This window comes from Agromyces sp. NDB4Y10, assembly GCF_001620055.1.
GTDB classification, from domain to species: domain Bacteria; phylum Actinomycetota; class Actinomycetes; order Actinomycetales; family Microbacteriaceae; genus Agromyces; species Agromyces indicus.
The window spans coordinates 1-16,602 of record NZ_LQGY01000007.1 but is presented as its reverse complement, the minus strand read 5'-3'; the positions used below and the strand labels follow the sequence as shown (position 1 = coordinate 16,602).

Annotated in this window: 18 protein-coding genes and 1 pseudogene; 3 read left to right on the top strand and 16 right to left on the bottom strand. The window is 72.4% G+C overall.

Going from position 1 to position 16,602, the window contains the following annotated elements:
* Positions 1-239 (top strand): annotated as a pseudogene (locus AVP42_RS16545) (hypothetical protein); the annotation flags it as partial.
* 84 nt (positions 240-323) lie between these two features.
* Here AVP42_RS16545 and AVP42_RS02285 read toward each other — a convergent pair.
* Complete coding sequence (locus AVP42_RS02285; RefSeq protein WP_067945727.1) at positions 324-1,640, bottom strand: ATP-dependent RecD-like DNA helicase; 1,317 nt, start codon at positions 1,638-1,640, stop codon at positions 324-326.
* 182 nt (positions 1,641-1,822) lie between these two features.
* On the opposite strand from AVP42_RS02285, the gene AVP42_RS02280 reads away from it, so the two are divergent.
* Positions 1,823-2,875, top strand: a complete 1,053-nt coding sequence (locus AVP42_RS02280) for a hypothetical protein (RefSeq protein WP_067945726.1) — start codon at positions 1,823-1,825, stop codon at positions 2,873-2,875.
* Here AVP42_RS02280 and AVP42_RS02275 read toward each other — a convergent pair.
* From AVP42_RS02275 to AVP42_RS02210, 14 genes are all read right to left on the bottom strand, one after another.
* Entirely contained in the window at positions 2,868-3,413 is a 546-nt protein-coding gene (locus tag AVP42_RS02275; RefSeq protein ID WP_067945724.1) for a gluconokinase, read from the bottom strand. The two genes, AVP42_RS02280 and AVP42_RS02275, sit on opposite strands and share 8 nt — an antisense overlap.
* Before the next feature lie 3 nt (positions 3,414-3,416).
* Positions 3,417-5,357: a cytochrome c oxidase assembly protein gene (locus AVP42_RS02270; protein WP_369798124.1), complete on the bottom strand. Its 1,941-nt coding sequence runs from the start codon at positions 5,355-5,357 to the stop codon at positions 3,417-3,419.
* A 328-nt stretch (positions 5,358-5,685) separates the two neighbouring features.
* Positions 5,686-5,973 (bottom strand): HU family DNA-binding protein, encoded by a 288-nt coding sequence (locus tag AVP42_RS02265; RefSeq protein ID WP_067945722.1) that lies wholly within the window; start codon positions 5,971-5,973, stop codon positions 5,686-5,688.
* Between the two features lie 295 nt (positions 5,974-6,268).
* The gene (rpsN, locus tag AVP42_RS02260; RefSeq protein ID WP_067945720.1) at positions 6,269-6,574 is read right to left on the bottom strand and encodes a 30S ribosomal protein S14; all 306 of its coding nucleotides are present in this window, start codon (positions 6,572-6,574) and stop codon (positions 6,269-6,271) included.
* A 3-nt stretch (positions 6,575-6,577) separates the two neighbouring features.
* Entirely contained in the window at positions 6,578-6,745 is a 168-nt protein-coding gene (gene rpmG / locus AVP42_RS02255) for a 50S ribosomal protein L33 (RefSeq protein WP_021760158.1), read from the bottom strand.
* Positions 6,745-6,981, bottom strand: a complete 237-nt coding sequence (gene rpmB, locus AVP42_RS02250) for a 50S ribosomal protein L28 (protein ID WP_067945718.1) — start codon at positions 6,979-6,981, stop codon at positions 6,745-6,747. Before rpmB ends, rpmG begins: the two co-directional genes overlap by 1 nt.
* A 176-nt stretch (positions 6,982-7,157) precedes the next feature.
* Positions 7,158-8,051 (bottom strand): glycine betaine ABC transporter substrate-binding protein, encoded by an 894-nt coding sequence (locus AVP42_RS02245; RefSeq protein WP_067945716.1) that lies wholly within the window; start codon positions 8,049-8,051, stop codon positions 7,158-7,160.
* A gap of 41 nt (positions 8,052-8,092) precedes the next feature.
* Positions 8,093-9,082, bottom strand: coding sequence for a proline/glycine betaine ABC transporter permease (locus AVP42_RS02240; RefSeq protein ID WP_082846929.1), 990 nt, complete (start codon positions 9,080-9,082; stop codon positions 8,093-8,095).
* Entirely contained in the window at positions 9,079-10,533 is a 1,455-nt protein-coding gene (locus tag AVP42_RS02235) for a glycine betaine/L-proline ABC transporter ATP-binding protein (RefSeq protein WP_082846928.1), read from the bottom strand. Before AVP42_RS02235 ends, AVP42_RS02240 begins: the two co-directional genes overlap by 4 nt.
* Positions 10,534-10,895: 362 nt before the next feature.
* Positions 10,896-11,294, bottom strand: a complete 399-nt coding sequence (locus tag AVP42_RS02230; RefSeq protein ID WP_067945714.1) for a Fur family transcriptional regulator — start codon at positions 11,292-11,294, stop codon at positions 10,896-10,898.
* The gene (locus AVP42_RS02225; RefSeq protein WP_067945712.1) at positions 11,291-12,133 is read right to left on the bottom strand and encodes a metal ABC transporter permease; all 843 of its coding nucleotides are present in this window, start codon (positions 12,131-12,133) and stop codon (positions 11,291-11,293) included. Before AVP42_RS02225 ends, AVP42_RS02230 begins: the two co-directional genes overlap by 4 nt.
* Complete coding sequence (locus tag AVP42_RS02220; RefSeq protein ID WP_231878510.1) at positions 12,133-13,035, bottom strand: metal ABC transporter permease; 903 nt, start codon at positions 13,033-13,035, stop codon at positions 12,133-12,135. The genes AVP42_RS02225 and AVP42_RS02220 overlap by 1 nt, the downstream gene beginning before the upstream one ends.
* A gap of 37 nt (positions 13,036-13,072) precedes the next feature.
* The gene (locus AVP42_RS02215; RefSeq protein ID WP_067945707.1) at positions 13,073-13,846 is read right to left on the bottom strand and encodes a metal ABC transporter ATP-binding protein; all 774 of its coding nucleotides are present in this window, start codon (positions 13,844-13,846) and stop codon (positions 13,073-13,075) included.
* 4 nt (positions 13,847-13,850) lie between these two features.
* Positions 13,851-14,972, bottom strand: a complete 1,122-nt coding sequence (locus AVP42_RS02210; RefSeq protein ID WP_067945705.1) for a metal ABC transporter substrate-binding protein — start codon at positions 14,970-14,972, stop codon at positions 13,851-13,853.
* Positions 14,973-15,099: 127 nt separating this feature from the next.
* On the opposite strand from AVP42_RS02210, the gene AVP42_RS02205 reads away from it, so the two are divergent.
* Positions 15,100-15,597 carry a GNAT family N-acetyltransferase gene (locus AVP42_RS02205; RefSeq protein WP_067945703.1) on the top strand — a complete coding sequence of 166 codons (498 nt, stop codon included), beginning with the start codon at positions 15,100-15,102 and terminating at the stop codon, positions 15,595-15,597.
* Positions 15,598-15,604: 7 nt separating this feature from the next.
* Here the strand turns inward: AVP42_RS02205 and AVP42_RS02200 are convergent.
* A partial coding sequence (locus AVP42_RS02200; protein WP_067945701.1) for a dihydrolipoamide acetyltransferase family protein occupies positions 15,605-16,602 on the bottom strand: 998 nt, incomplete at its 5' end.

The window sequence follows — 16,602 nt, the reverse complement described above, 5'->3', positions numbered from 1 at the left end:
TCGCCACCGTCGCGCTGTCGGTCGCACTCGACCTGCGACGCCGCCGCGGCCGACGGACGGCCGCCGCGGACGCCCGGGCCTCGGCCGAGGCGCACCCCCGGCTCGGGCTCATCGGGCTCGCGGTCGGCGCTGCGCTCGTGTCAGCCCTCGCCACGCCCGCGCTCGCGGCCACCGAAGCCGGCGAACTCGCCGTGCCCCACGGGGAGCACGGCGCCCACGACCCGGGTCACCGACACTGACCCGCTCCGACGGCGGCCGGGGGTGCGTGGCGATGACGCCCCCGGCCGCTCCCTCACGTCAGCCCGCCCGCGTCGAGCCGCGGCTCAGGCGGGCAGCTCGTCGGCCGTGCCGAGGTCGCGCGCCGCGCCCGACATGAACCGCTCGACGTCGCGGTCGACGATGATGTCGCGCGGCACGAGCGGCCGGGCGAGGTAGAGTCCCTCGAGCGACGTCAGCCGCGACAGCGCCACGTACGTCTGCCCCGGGCTGAAGACGCGCGAGCCCAGGTCGACGATGGCGGTGTCGTAGCTCGCGCCCTGCGACTTGTGGATCGTCACCGCCCAGGCGAGCCGCAGCGGGAACTGCGTGAACTCGGCCACGATCTCGCGCTCGAGCTTCTTCGCCACCGGATCCCACGTGTAGCGGTACTTCTCCCACGTCGCCGGCTCGACCTCGTGCTCCTCGCCGTCGACCTCGACGCGCACCTCGCGGTCGAGCGACGTGACCGTGCCGATGGTGCCGTTCACCCACCGCGGCGCCTCGCCCCAGCCGCCGGTGTCGTTGCGCAGGAACATCACCTGCGCGCCCACCTTCAGCTCGAGCTTCTCGTCGGCCGGGTAGCCGCGGCCGCCGAACTCCCCGTTCACGTCGGCCTCGTTGGCGAGGGAGTGCCCGGGCAGCCGGTGCAGCGCCGTGCGGTTGATGCGGTTCACCGTCTCGTTCGTGGTCGCGAGCGTGATGGCGCCCTGCTCGGGCAGCGGGCGCCGCGCACCCGTGTCGTTCAGCACGCCGGCGATCTCGGCCGTCACCATGCCGTGCCGCACCGCGTTGAGCATGTGCTTGAACGCGTCGTCGTGCTGCCGGTGGATCTCGCCCAGCTCGAAGATGCGCAGGTCGGCCTCCTGCCACACCTTCGCGTCGAAGAACCACATCGAGCGGTAGGTGTCGGCGAAGTAGCGCCGCTCGTCGCCCGAGCCGGGCACGGGCGCGAGCTGGTACGGGTCGCCGAACAGCACGACCTGCACGCCGCCGAACGGCTCGTGCGGCCGCTGCCGGGCCTGGCGCAGCGAGCGGTCCATCGCGTCCATGAGGTCGGCGTTCACCATCGACACCTCGTCGATCACGAGCGTGTCCATCGCGTTCAGGATCTTGCGGACCGTGTCGTTCTGGTCGATCTCGGTGTCTGCGACGACGCCGATCGGCAGCCGGAACAGCGAGTGGATCGTCTGGCCGCCGACGTTCAGCGCCGCGACCCCCGTCGGCGCGCAGATCACGATCTGCTTCGACGTGTTCCAGTTCAGGTGGTTCAGCAGCGTCGACTTGCCCGTGCCCGCGCGACCGGTGACGAACACGTGCTCGCGCGTGTGCTCGATCGCCCGGAACACCGCCTGCTGCTCGGCGGTCAGGGTCACAGGCTGCACGGGTGGTCCTCCGGGGCGGGTGGGGTGACGGATGCCGCGCCGCGGGCGCCACCGCGGCGGGTCGGCGTCTTCACTGTAGACCGGCGCATCGGGCGCGGCGCCCGCCGCCGCGGCATCCGTTCACGGGCGCGTTGCGCTGTGGACAACCCGGGCGCCCGGCCGACCCTGTTTAGACTTGCCGGGTGGGGAGCTCGGGCAGACGCGGTGGGCGCCTGTCACCGGCGGCGATCGCCGGGTGGGCGGGCCTCTCGGTGCTGCTCGGCGGCGCCATGCTCGCCGCCCTCGGCGGCCTCAACCAGAGCCTCTACGGCGCGTCGGCGTTCGTGCAGCGCTACCTCGACGCGATCGCGCGCGACGACATCGTGAGCGCCGCCGCGACCCCCGGCGTCCGGCTCGATCCCGCCGACCTCGCGGGCGCCGGCCTGCCGGAGGACGTCTCGACGGCCATGCTGCGCTCGGGCGTGCTGCGGTCCGGTCCGGAGGACGTGCGGGTGCTCGGCGACGAGCCCTCCGGCGACCAGGGCGCGCGCACGGTCACCGTCAGCTACCGGCTCGAGTCGTCGATCGTCGAGACGACGTTCGAGGTGAAGCCGATCGAACCGCTCTACGGCGTGCTCAACCGGTGGGAGTTCGCCACGAGCCCGCTCACCGTCGTGCAGGTCACGGCGGCGCACAGCCCCATGTTCACCGTGGGCTCGCTCACACTCGACACGCGCGCCAACAAGACCGGCGACGAGCTGCTGGCGTTCACGCAGCAGGCGCCGTACCTCGCCGTCGCGCCCGCCGTCTACGAGTTCGGGTACGAGTCGACGCTGCTGGAGGCCGTCCCGACCCCGCTCGCGACGACGCCCGGCACGCCCGCCGAGGTTCGGGTCGACGCGCTCCCCACCGACGAGTTCGTCGAGCGCGTGCAGGCGAAGGTCGACGAGTACCTGGTCGACCAGTGCGCGACCCAGCCCGTGCTCAAGCCGGCCGGCTGCCCGTTCGGCGTCGACGTCGACGACCGCGTGGTGACCGAACCGGTCTGGACCATCGTCGAATCGCCCGCGGTGACGCTCGTGCCCGGCGAGGCCGCGTTCGAGATGCCGCCCACGCCCGGCGTCGCCCGGGTCGCGTTCGAGGCGCAGTCGCTGTTCGACGGCACGTTCTACAACTTCGAGCAGGACGAGGGCTTCATGCTCGCGCTCGAGGCCCGCGTCCGCTCCGACGGCTCCATCGCGATCCAGCTCAAGTAGCGCCGGGGCCCGCCAGCCGCTCGAGGGCGGATGCCGCGGTCGCGGCGATCTCGTCGACCCCGCCGGTCACCCCCACGCGCACCGCCCGCTCGTCGGCATCCGGCGCCTCGTACGCGTCGAGTTGCGACGCGAGCAGGGTCGCGGGCATGAAGTGTCCGACCCGCCCGCCGATGCGCTCGCGGAGCAGCGCCTCGTCTCCCTCGAGCGCGACGAACGCCGTGTCGGGCGCCACGGCCCGCAACCGATCGCGATGGGCGCGGCGCAACGACGAGCACGCGACCACGACCCCCGGCGCGCGCGCAGCGGCGAGCGCGGCGCCGACGAGGTCGAGCCACGGCATCCGCTCGGCATCGGTCAGGGCCCGGCCCCCGCGCATCCGCTCGACGTACGCCGGCGGGTGCAGGTCGTCGGCGTCGACGAAGTCGAGCCCCAGCCGATCGGCGAGCGCGACGCCCACGCTCGTCTTGCCCGCGCCCGCGACGCCCATGACGACGATGCGGCGGACCGGCTCGGTCGCGGGACCCTCAGCCGGCGGCATCCGTCACTCGCCCTTGCCGTCGCGTACGGCGAGCGCGGCCAGCTGCGCGTTGTACGACTCGAGCTCGGCCTCGTTGGTGCGTTCGGCGTGGCGGTCGCGGCGCCTGGTCTCCTTGGCGTCGCTGCGCGCCCACTGGATGGCGACCGTGATCGCGAGCGCCACGGTGGGGATCTCGCCGATCGACCAGGCGATGCCGCCGCCGAGCTGCTGGTCGGCGAGCGCATCCGTGCCCCAGCCCATCGCGCCGTACCAGTCGGCGAGCAGCAGGCCCGAGCTCATCATGATCGACAGGCCGAAGAACGCGTGGAACGCCATCGTGCCGAGCAGCAGCACGAGCCGGAACGGGTACGGCAGGCGGTACGGCACCGGATCGATGCCGATGAGCGACTGCACGAAGAGGTAGCCGGTGATGAGGAAGTGCGCCACCATCCAGGTGTGGCCGATGTGGTCCTCCATGGTCCACCGGAACAGCGGCGAGTAGTAGAACACCCACAGCGACCCGGCGAAGAGCACGGCCGCCACGATCGGGTTCGCGATGATGCCCGCGAACTTGGAGTGCACCGCGAGCAGGATCCACTCGCGACCGCCCCGGCTGCCGTCCTTGCGCGGCCGGATGGCGCGGGCCGCGAGCGTCACGGGCGCGCCCGGGACGAGCAGCACCGGCACCGCCATGGTCAGGATCATGTGGGCGAGCATGTGCGCCGAGAAGAGGTACTCCTCGTAGGCGCTCACGCCGCCGCTCGTCACCCACGCGAGCAGCAGCATGCCCGCGACCCATAGCACCGTGCGGTACACGGGCCACGCGTCGCCGCGTCGGCGGAGGCGCACCACCCCGGCGACGTAGAAGAAGATGCCGAACCCGCACGCGAGCAGCCAGAGCAGGTCGGGGCTCCACTCGGTGAGGTACCGGATCGCGTCCGGCGGCGGCGGCAGCGGCTCGCCGGTCAGCAGTTCGGCGGGCGTGCGCGCGAGCCCGCCCGAGGTCTCCTCGGCGACGGGCGTGGCGGTTCGCGCGAGCGCCGCGGCGACGCCCGACGCGATCCCCATGAACGCGAGCTCGACGACGACGAGCAGCCAGAACGTGCGGGTGACGGATGCCTCGGTGCGGGCCACCTGCGCCGAGCCCGGTCGCAGCATCCGCCCGATCATCACGCGCCGCTGCGCCGCGCCGAACAGGCCGAGGGCGACGAGTGCCGCCACCTTGCCGATGACGAGGAGGCCGTAATCGCTCATCAGCTGGTCCCACGTGCCGATGCGCAGCGCCGCGCTCGCATACCCGGAGATCGCCACCACGATGAAGCAGACCAGCGCGACGGTCGAGTACCGGGCGAGCACGATCGGCAGGCGGTCGCCCGTGAGCCGCGACTTCAGCACCACGAGCGTGAGCAGCCCGCCGAGCCAGGCGGCGACGAACACCAGGTGCAGGCCGAGCGCGGTGACCGCCTCGGAGTGGCCCGCGGTGCCCGCCGCGTGTCCCTGCTGGGCCATCGGCACGAGCGCCACCACCGCGAGCGCGGTCACGAACACCAGCGCCGTGTGGTTTCGCACGGCGAAGCAGAGCACCGTGACCGCCGCCGCGACGAGCGTCGTCGTGAGCCACGCCCGTCCCAGCTCGATCGAGGCGGCGAACTGGCCGAGCTGCGCGCCGAACCGGTCGCTCAGCTCGAACGGCGCGCCGGTCACGAGCAGGAAGGTGAGCACGCCGGTCGCGGCGCTCGCGACGGTGAGCACGGCAGCGGATGCCGCGGCCACGTCGAGCGCGAGGTCGAACTCGCGCCGCTTCGGGCTCAGCGCCCACACCGCGAGGACCAGCGCGCCGATCATGCCGGCCGCGCCGAGGTTCACGAACAGCTTCGCCGTGGGGACGCCCCAGCGCGCCACCGGGCCGGGGTCCTGGATCGGGTACGGGTCCGCTCCCCCGCCGAATGCCAGCCCGGCGATCATCGCGGCGAGCGCGACGGCGACGAGGGCGGCGGGGCCGAGCACGCGGACGGAACGGGTCACCGTACGAGCCTACGTCTCGCGGGCTGGGAAGCGTCTCGCCGGGCGCTCCGCCCGCGCCGCGGCATCCGCTCGCCCCGGTGCCGGCGCCTCGGCCGCGCTGAGTGCGCGAGGGCGCTGAGCGCGCGGATGCGCGACGACTGCGCGGCGCCTGCAGCGCGCGCTCGTCGCGGTTCCGCGCACTCGGGCGGCGGGTACGCCGAAGGGGCGCACCGGATGGAACCGGGCGCCCCTTCGGGAGTCTCGGAGTGCGTCGTGGGACGCGCGCGAGTTACTTCGCGGCGGCCTTGAGCTTCGAGCCCGCGGTGACCTTGACCGAGTTGCCGGCGGCGATCTGGATGGTCTCGCCGGTCTGCGGGTTGCGGCCGGTGCGCGCGGCACGGTGGGTGCGCTCGACGGCGAGCCAGCCCGGGATGGAGACCTTGGTGCCCGAGCCGACCGAGTCGGCCAGCGCGTCGAAGAACCCGTTCAGCACGGAGTCGACGGTGCTCTGGCTCTGGTTCGTCGCCGCAGCGATCTTGGCAACGAGCTCGGACTTGTTGAGCGACTTGTCAGCCATTGAATGTCCTCCTCGGACCTTCGCTGTGTGTCTACAGCTGTCGTGTGGATACGCGGAGTCGACCTTCGATCGCCCCCGTGGCCGTTCAGGCCGCCTCGAATGTAGCAGAGTCCCGCGGAAACACGCGGATTTCCGGGGTTTCGCGGGTGGTTCGGGCGGGGGTTGACGGATGTCGCCGAAGCGGTGCGTCGTCGGCGAGGGGCACGGCGACCCGTCGGCAGCGCGCGCGCAGACGACGAGAGGGGCGCCCCGGATGATCCGGGACGCCCCTCTCGGAAGCGGATGCCGCTCGGGCTTACCAGCTCGACTTGGTGATGCCGGGCAGCTCGCCGCGGTGCGCCATGTCGCGGAAGCGGACGCGCGAGATGCCGAACTTCGAGAGGTTGCCGCGGGGGCGACCGTCGATGGCGTCACGCGAGCGCACGCGGACCGGCGAAGCGTTGCGGGGCAGCTTCTGCAGGCCGATGCGGGCGGCCTCGCGGGCCTCCTCGGTGGCGTTCGGGTCGACGAGCGTCTTCTTCAGCTCGGCGCGCTTCGCCGCGTAGCGGTCGACGACCGCCTTGCGCTGCTCGTTGCGCGCGATCTTGCTCTTCTTGGCCATGTCCTAGCGCTCCTCTCGGAAGTCGACGTGCTTGCGCACCACGGGGTCGTACTTCTTGAGCACGAGGCGGTCGGGGTTGTTGCGACGGTTCTTGCGGGTCACGTAGGTGTACCCGGTGCCGGCCGTCGAACGGAGCTTGATGATCGGACGGATGTCCTGCTGCTTCGCCATTAGAGCTTCACCCCACGAGCCTGGATGTCACGGACGACCGCCTCGATGCCACGGGCGTCGATCACCTTGATGCCCTTGGCGGACACGTTCAGGGTGACGTTGCGACGAAGCGAGGGCACGTAGTACGTCTTCTTCTGCACGTTCGGGTCGAAGCGGCGCTTCGTCCGGCGGTGCGAGTGCGAGATGTTGTGTCCGAAGCCGGGGACGGCTCCGGTCACCTGGCACACTGCTGCCATTGGTCTTTCCTCCAATACCGAGGGGCCGGACGGCCCCTCCCAAGGTCACTTGTCTGCAGACGAGCCCCTCCGCTCGCGCGGTAGATACAGGGGGATTCATCCACGGTCTGGGCGGTGGAAGCGCCCAGCCAAACGTCGAGCTTACCAGATCGGCCCTGACCGGCCGAAACGGGGGCTCAGGAGGTCAGCGAGTCGACCCGTTCCCGGTTCTCGTCGATCCACTGCTCGACGACGGGGCCGTAGTCGTCGGAGTCGTTCTCGTTGAACATGGCGTTCTCGAGCGAGTAGAGCAGGTCGCTGTCCATCTGGAAGTCCTTCAGCCACCCGGCGAGCGTCGGGTGGGTCTCCTCGAAGCTCTTGCCGCCGAACGAGTGGATGCCCTCGGCGTCGCCGAGCGCGCCCTGCGGGTCCTCGAGGTCCTTCAGCGGGAACGCGTCGTAGGCCCAGTGCGGACGCCAGAGGGTCACGGCGATGTTCTCGCCCGCGCCGGTGGCCGCCGTGAGCTCGGCGAGCATCGCGGGGGTCGACGAGGTGAGGTAGTCCATGTCGTCGAGGCCGTACGTCGGGATGACCTCGTCGGAGGTGACGCGGTTCAGGCCGGAGCCGGGCTCGATCCCCACGAGGCGGTTGTCGAACGCGTCGGCGTTCGCGGCGAGCTCCTCGAGCGTGTCCACGGGGGCGTCCTCGTTGACCGCGATCGTGAGCTTCGCGTCCTCGTTCCAGGCCCCCAGGTCGACGAGGTCGTCGCCGTACTGCTCGATGTAGTCGGCGTGGGTGATGGGCAGCCAGGTGTCGAGCGTGACGTCGTAGTCGTCGTCGCTGAGGCCCTGGTAGACGGGGGCGGGGTCGGCGTACTCGAGCTCGACGTCGTAGCCCTGCTCCTCGAGCACGGCCTTCCAGAGCTCGCTCGCGGCGATGCCCTCGTCCCAGCCGTTGAACACGGCGATCGTGACGTCCTTCTCGTCGCCGTTCTCGAGCGTCTCGGCCGGGCCGGCGGCCGAGCAGCCGGTCAGGGTGAGGGCGGCGGTGGCGCCGAGGGCGAGCATGGTGCGCGTGAGGCGCTGCGGCATGGGTGGGGGTTCCTTTCGTCGGGCTTTCGGGGGTCTCGGGGTCAGGCGCGGGCCGGCTCGGCGCGCTCGGGCGCAGCCGTCGGGGGCTCGGACGCGGCATCCGTCGTCGCGGGCTCGGACGCGGCGGGCGCAGCCGAGGCGGGCTCGGACGCGGCATCCGTGGTCGCGGGCTTCGGACGCCGGGCTCGCGAACCGGTGCGGGGACGAGCCCGCCCGCCGAGTCCGCCCGTGATGCGGTCGAGCACGATCGCGAGGATCACGACCGACAGGCCCGCCTCGAAACCGAGGCCCACGTCGATGCGCGTGAGCGACTGCACGACGTCGCCGCCGAGGCCGCCCGCGCCGACCATGCCCGCGATGACGACCATCGAGAGCGAGAGCATGATGACCTGGTTGATGCCGGCCATGATCGACGGCATCGCGAGCGGGAGCTGGATCTGGCGGAGGATGCGCCACGGCGACGAGCCGAACGCGTGGCCGGCCTCGACGACCTCGCGGTCGACGCCGCGGATGCCGAGCTCGGTGAGCCGCACGCCGGGCGCCATCGCGAACACGATCGTCGCGACGATGCCGGGCACGACGCCGACCCGGAACAGGATCAGCGCCGGGATGAGGTACACGAACGCCGGCATCGTCTGCATGAAGTCGAGCACGGGTCGGATGACGCGCGAGGCGACGTCGTTGCGTGCGGCGAGCACGCCGAGCGGGATCGAGATCGCCACGGCGATCGCGCTCGAGACGAGCACCAGCGCGAGCGTGTCCATGGCGTTGTCCCACTGGTCGACGCCGACGATCACGAGGAAGCCGAGCACCGTGCCGACCGCGAGCTTCCAGCCCTTGGCGAACCACGCGAGCGCCGCCACGGCGATGATCACCGCCCAGAACGGCGGCGTGGACAGCACGAGGTCGACCAGGTCGTAGAACCCGGCGAACACGGCGCGGACGACCGCGAAGAAGCCGGCGAGGGCGTCGGTCAGGACGTCGATGACGGCCTCGGCGCCGTCGCCCAGGGGCAGGCGGAATTCGTTCATGCGCGGCTCCCCTCCATCGCGGTGGCATCCGGGGCGGCGATCGCGGCCTCCAGGCCGGGCACGGGATCGGGTTCGACGGGCTCCGTGCGCTGCAGCGTCGCGGTGATGACCGCGATCGGCACCGTCGCGGGCGGCACCGCGGCGAGCTCGTCGGTCGTCGACGGCACGTTGCCGAGCGCGGCGAGCAGCGTCACGCGCGGCACGACGCCGACGAGGCGCCCCCGGTCGTCGACGACGGCGAGCGGGATCTCCTGCTCGACCGAGCTGCCGAGCAGGTCGGCGAGCTGCTCGTCGACGCCGACGGTCGCGAGGTCGCGCACCGCCTCGTCGAGCCGCTTCTCGCCGCGCTGCACGAGCCGGAGCACGTCGCGGTCCTGGGCGATGCCGAGCAGCCGGCGGCCCGGGGCCACCACGAAGACCGTCGAGGTCTGCAGGTCGCGCATGACGCGGAGCGCTGCGCGCGGACCGGCAGTGGACGAGACGACGGCGCGGGGCGCCTCCATGACGCTGCCCGCGGTGAGCACGCGCGCCCGGTCGACGTCCTGCACGAACTGCGCGACGTAGTCGTCGGCGGGGTCGGTGAGGATCTCCTCGGCTGTGCCGAGTTGCACGATGCGGCCGTCGCGCATGACCGCGATCCGGTCGCCGAGGAACATGGCCTCGTTGAGGTCGTGGGTGATGAACACGATCGTCTTGCCGATCTCCTGCTGCAGCTCGACGAGCTGCTCCTGCATCTCGCGGCGGATGAGCGGATCGAGCGCCGAGAACGCCTCGTCCATGAGCAGGATGTCGGTGTCGGCCGCGAGTGCCCGCGCCAGGCCGACGCGCTGCTGCATCCCGCCGGAGAGCTCGGAGGGGAGCTTGTCGCCCCAGCCGACGAGGCCGACGCGCTCGAGCACGCGCTCGGCGCGCTCACGGCGCACCGCGGCATCCACGCCCTGGATCTCCAGGCCGTAGGCGGCGTTGTCCAGCACGGTCCGGTGCGGGAGCAGCGCGAAGTGCTGGAACACCATCGACACGTGATCGCGGCGCACGGCCCGCAGCTTCTTGGGGGCGACGCCGGTGATCGGCTCCCCCATGACCGTGACCGAGCCGGCGGTCGGCTCGAGCAGGCCGTTGAGCATGCGGATGAGGGTGGACTTGCCGGAGCCCGACAGGCCCATGACGACGAAGATCTCGCCGCGCCGCACGTCGAAGTCGGCGTCGACGACCGCGGCCGTGCCGAGGTCGGCGAGCTCGGCACGCGTCGCGCCGGCGCGGAGGCGGGCGAGGGCCTCGGCCGGCCGGCGGCCGAAGAAGCGCGTCAGGCCCCGCACCTCGAGGGCGGGCGCGTGGTCGGGCTGCGGCGCAGGGGCGGGCGCCGGGTCGGCGGTCGCCGAGGGGGCGGTCGCCGCTGGGGCGACGGATGCCGCGGGGGCGGCGGGGTGTTCGACGGTGCGGCGTTCGAGCATGGGGGCAGGCACTCCGTTGCACGCTCACGCCGAGGCGACCGGATGCGAGGCCGGCGCAGGAGCGTGCTCATGGTCACGGCCGGGTTCCGTGCGATCCGGGAGGCGGGCTTCGAGCTCCGGCGAGGGGGTGCAGGGTGCCGGGGCGAGCGCCGCGATCCAGCGCATCCGGTCATCGGGATCGGATGCCACACGCGGAACCGTACGACCCCGATCCCGTCGGCGTGAGCCGGTGGATCAGGGGCGCGGACTGGGCGTCATGGTCCGTCCTGGACCGTCGTCAACCGTATCCACGTTTCGACCCGCACCCCAAACCGAGCGGGCGCGCTGGGCCTCTGATCAGGGATTTCGTGGTCGCGACGGCGTCAGCGGTCGGCGTCGAGCGCTCGCGAGCACTCCGCGCAGAGCCCGAACACGTCGACGACGTGCGCGGCCCGGGTGAACCCGTGCTCGCCGGCGACGCGGTGGGCCCAGGCCTCGACCTCGTCGGCGGCGATCTCGACGGTGAGCCCGCAGTTGCGGCAGATCAGGTGGTGGTGGTGGCCCGTGCTGCAGGCGCGGTAGATCGCCTCGCCCTCGGGCGACTGCAGGCAGTCGGCGTCGCCGCTGGCGGTGAGGTCGCCGAGCGCGCGGTACACGGTCGCGAGGCCGATGGGCGATCCGCTCGCGTGCAGGGCCGAGTGCAGCGACTGCGCGCTGATGAACCCGTCGGTGGCGTCGAGTGCCTCGCGCACCGCTTCGCGCTGCCAGGTGTTGCGTTTCATGCGATCCGTGCGTCCTCCGCGGTCTCCACGGGGATGGGAGCCCGCCTCGAGGGTAGTCGCCGAAGCTTGGAGCCGCCCAACGCGATGAGCAGGAACGCGGTGGCGGCGAGCACGATCGACGGTCCGGCGGCGACCGCGGCGTAGCGCGAGACCAGCACGCCGATCACGCCCGACGCGGCGCCGATCACCGGGGCGACGACGAGCACGCCCCGGAAGGTGGGCATGACGAGCCGCGCGGCCGCGGCGGGCGCGGCGAGCAGCGCGATGGCGAGGATGGCGCCGACGGCGGGCAGCGAACTGACCACGGATGCCGCGGTGAGCCCCAGCACGAGCAGCTCGACGGGCCACTCGCGGAAGCCCGCGGCCCGGTATCCGGCCGGGTCGAAGGTCGAGAACACGATCCGCGTCCCGAAGGCGGCGACGATTGCGACGGATGCCACGAGCACGACCGTCGCGAGGACGATGTCGGCGTCGCTCACCGTGAGGATCGACCCGACGAGCAGCGACTCGGGCTGCACCGGCAGGCCCGGGATGATCGACTGCAGCAGGGCGCCGAGCGCGAACCCGCCGGTCAGCACGATGCCCGCGGCGACCTGCGCGCCCTGGTGCCGCACGCGAGCGATCGCGGTCATGACCCCGACGATGGCGACGGATGCCACGGCCGCACCCAGCGGAACGCTCACGCCGAGCGCGGCGGCGAGCACCGCACCCGGGTAGGTCGCGTGGGTGAGCGCCTGGGCGAAGAACGTGCGACGGCGCAGCACCACGAGGGCGCCGACGAATCCGGCGCCGGCGCCGATGACGACGGCGGCGAGCATGGCGCGTTCGAAGTACCCCATCACCGCTCCCCCGCGGCGGCCGGCGCCACCCGGTTGCGGGCGACCCTCGGCCGCGTCGCCCGGTCGGCCAGCAGGCGCAGCGCGAGGACGACGGCGTACACCGCGACGAAGACGGCGACCACGGTGCTCCCCGCGGGGAGGTCGACGCCCGCGCCGACCGAGATGGCGAAACCGGACGCCAGGCCCAGCCAGGCGCTCACCGCACCGACGGCCGCGGCGGCCGGGAACAGCCACCACAGCCGCCGCGTGACGAGCCGGGCCGCCGCGCCCGGGACGATGAGCAGGGCGAGCACGAGCAGGGCTCCGACGGTGCTCGCGCCCGCGACGACGACCAGCGCGATCGCGGCGTTCAGGACGAGGTCGAGCGCCAGGCCGCGGTCGCCGGCCGCGCGGCTCGCCGCCGGGTCGAACGCGCGGAACAGCTGCTGCTTGAGCGTCACGCCGACCATCGCCGCGGCGGTGAGCGACACCACGATGAGCGGGAGCACGTCGGCGGGCGCGATCGTCAGCACCCGGCCGAAGAGCAGCTCCTCGAGCGCCGAGGCGTAGTCGCTGCCGCGCGACACGACGATGACGCCGACGCTGAAGGTCGCCGTGAGGACCACGGCGACCGCGGCATCCGAGGCGATGCCGGCCCGCATGAGCATCGTGAGGGCGACCGCGCCGGCCAGAGCGGCGATCGCCGCGCCCGGGACCAGGCCGGCCGTTCCGGCGACGGCGAGGCCGATCGCGAGGCCGGGGAAGACCGCGTGCGTGAGCCCGTCGCTGACGAACTCGAGGCCGCGCAGGTTGACGAGCACGCCGACCACGCCCGCCACGACCGCGAGCACGAGCAGCACGAGGAGCGCCCGCCCCATGAAGGGCAGCGCGAAGGCCCCGAAGAGCGCATCGCCGACGGTCACCGCGGACCACTCCCCCGCGTGCATTCCCGAACCGGCATCAATGCCCCTCGTGCCCGGGGACGACGAGCGTGTGCTCGTCGATCTCGACCTCCACGCCGTCGAAGCACTGCTGCACGTTCTCGAGGGTGAGCACCTCGTCGACCCGTCCGCAGCCCACCTGCTCGCCGTTGACGAGGAGCGCGGTGTCGCAGACGGTGCGCGCCAGTTCGAGGTCGTGCGTCGAGACGATCACGGCCACTCCCCCGGCCTTGAGCGTCGTGAGCGTGTCGATGAGCGCCTCGCGGTTGGGCTGGTCGAGCCCGTTGAAGGGTTCGTCGAGCAGGAGCAGTCGCGGCTCGGAGGCGAGCGCCCGGGCGAGCAGGCCGCGCTGCCGCTGACCGCCCGACAGCTCGCCGAACCGGCGGTTCGCCAGCTCGGCGAGGCCGACCGTCTCGAGCACGCTTCGGACGACCTCCCGGTCGTGTCGTCCGGGCCAGCGCAGCAGTCCGAGGCGCCGGTACCGGCCCTGCATGACCACCTGCGCGAGGCTGATCGGGAAATCGGGGTCGACCTCGGCGGACTGGGGAAGGAAGCCGATCATGCCGTCAGCGGCATCCGTTCGGTCGCCGAAGCGCAGTTCGCCTTCGACGAGGGGCACGAGACCGAGGATGCCGCGCAGCAGCGTGGACTTGCCGGCCCCGTTCGGGCCGATCACGGCGACGGCCTCGCCCGGCCGCACGCTGAACCGCAGACCGGCCACCCCGGCGCCTCCCGGGTACCGGAAGGCGGCGCCCGTCAGGGAGAGCACGGGTGGTGGACCGGGTTCGCTCATGCGGTCATCCTCGCAGGACGTCGGGCAGCGCGGAAGGCTCGACGCCCCACGACTCGAGGATCAGCCGCGCGTTGTGGATCTGGCTGCCCAGGTAGGTGTCGCCCTCGCTGCCCGGCTGGCCGAGCGAGTCGCCGTAGAGGGCGTCGTCGCCGGAGTAGACCGTCACGCCCGCCTCGGACGCGATCGTCTCCGCCGCCTTCGGCGAGATGGACGCCTCGGAGAACACGGCCCGGACTCCGGTCTCGCGGATGCGCTCGACGAGGGCGTCGATCTCGGCCGCGCTCGGCTCGGCGTTGTCGTCGAAGCTCGGGATGACGCTGCCCACGAAGGTCACGTCGTACGCGTCGAGGAAGTAGGTGAAGGCGTCGTGGTTCGTCACGAGCAGCCGCTGCTCGACGGGCACCTGCTCGACGTTCTCCTCGATCCAGGCGTCGAGCGCCGCGAGCCGGTCGAGGTACTCCGCCTCGCCATCGCGCACCACGTCGGCGTCGACGCCGTCGAGCTCGGCCAGGCCATCGGCGATGTTCTCGACCATCGTCGCGGCGAGCTCGGGGTCGGTCCAGATGTGCGGGTTGCCCTCGCCGTGGTCGTGGCCGTGGTCGTGGTCGTCCTCGGCGTGGGCCTCGTCGGCGTGCTCGTCCTCGGCATGGGCCTCATCGGCGTGCTCGTCCTCGGCATGGGCCTCGTCGGCGTGCTCGTCCTCGGCATGCGCGTCGTCGGCGTGGTCGTCGTCGGCGTGCTCGTCGGTAGCGGCCAGCTCGATGCCGGTGCTCGCGTCGATGAGAGTGCCGTCGAAGCCCGACGCCGCGATCGCGTCATCGAGCCAGCTCTCGAGCCCGGCGCCGTTGACCACGAGGGCGTCCGCCTCGCCCAGTGCGAGCAGCTGCGCGGCGGACGGGTCGAAGGAGTGCGCGCTCTGGCCCGCACCGAGCAGCGGCGTGACCTCGACGGCCCCTCCCCCGACCTCGCGCGCGAAGTCGGCCACCTGGGTGGTCGTCGCGACGACGGTCGGCGTGCCGTCGCCCGACGCGCCGGCGCCGGTGGCGCATCCGGCCAGCAGCGTCACGGATGCCGCGGCGAGGGCGGGCGCGAGCAGGCGGACACGACGATTCGGTGCGGTGGGCATGAGTCGAGGATAGCTTATTGATAATGATTGTCACAACCAAGAGGCCGCCGAGACCGGCCGCGGGATCATGACGCCGGGTTGTGGACGACCTTCCCGAAGGACGGTGGTCCGTGCCAGAGTGTCAGCCGTGGAAATCGCCACGGCCCGAATCACCCTGCACCCGTTCACCGTCTCCGATGCCGAGCGCCTGCTCGCCGGCGACGTCGACCCGCTCGACGGCTGGGAGGGCGGCTACTCGTTCACCGACGAACCCGAGCTGCTCGCCGAGTACGTGCGCGCCGTGCAGCGCAACGGCGACCCCGCGCCGTTCGGCCCCTACCTCGTGCGGCGCGCCGACGGGGGAGCGGAGGACGGTGCCGCGATCGGCGGGGTCAACCTGTTCGGGCCGCCGGATGACCGCGGTGCGGTCGAGTTCGGCTTCGGCCTGGTGCCGGCCGTGCGCGGCGAGGGACTCTCCCGCGACGTCGTCGCCGAGGCGGTCGCCCTCATCCGTTCGACCGGGGCGGCGATCGCCCGCGCCGAGTGCGAGATCGCCAACCTGCCCGCCCGCCGGGTGCTCGAGCACGCCGGCCTCGCCGAGGTCGCCCGCAGCGACGACTCGGTGGTGTACGAGCTGCGGCTCTAGCCCGGGCTCACTCGAGCAGGAGCGCCGGCTCCTCGATGATCGACGCCACGTCCGCCAGGAACCGGCTCGCCACGTCCCCGTCGACCACGCGGTGGTCGAACGACCCGCCGATCGTCGTCACGTAGCGCGGCCGCACCTCGCCGTCCACGACCCACGGCTTCTGCTTGATCGTCCCCAGGGCGACGATCGCCACCTCGCCCGTGTTGAGGATCGGCGTACCGGTGTCCATCCCGAAGACGCCGATGTTCGTGATGGTGATCGTGCCGCCCTGCATCTCGGCGGGCTGCGTCTTGCCCTCGCGCGCCGTGAGCGTCAACTGCTCGAGCGCCGCGGCGAGCTCGACCATCGACATGGCCTGCGCCTCCTTGACGTTCGGCACGATGAGCCCCCGAGGGGTCGCCGCGGCCACGCCGAGGTTCACGTAGTGCTTGACGATGATCTCGTCGTCCGTCCACTGCGCGTTCACGGTGGGGTTCCGGCGAGCGGCCCAGATCATCGCCTTCGCCATGATCAGCAGCGGCGAGACCTTGACGCCGGCGAAGTCCGGCGAGGCCTTCAGTCGCTTGACGAACTCCATGGTGCGCGTGGCGTCCACGTCGACGAACACCGACACATGCGGCGCGGAGTATGCACTCTGGACCATCGTCTGCGCGATCGCCTTGCGCACGCCCTTCACTGGGATGCGCGTCTCGCGATCGGTCGGCGCTTCGGGCGTCTGGATGTTGCGGAACACGCTCGCCTGCTGCGCGTCGCGGATCACGTCGTCGCGGGTGATGTCGCCGATCGGTCCCGTCGGCGTGACGCGCGACAGGTCGACGCCGAGATCCTTCGCAAGCTTGCGGATCGGCGGCTTCGCGATGACGGGCACGCCCGCGTCGTAACGCTCCGCCGGGCGCGACGGCGCCACCGCGACGGGCGGTTCGGCGGCGATCGCCGAGGCCGGCAGCCGCGCGGGCGCCGGCTCGGCCGGTGCGGGCGCGGGCGGTGCGAGGTGCTCGTGCGCCC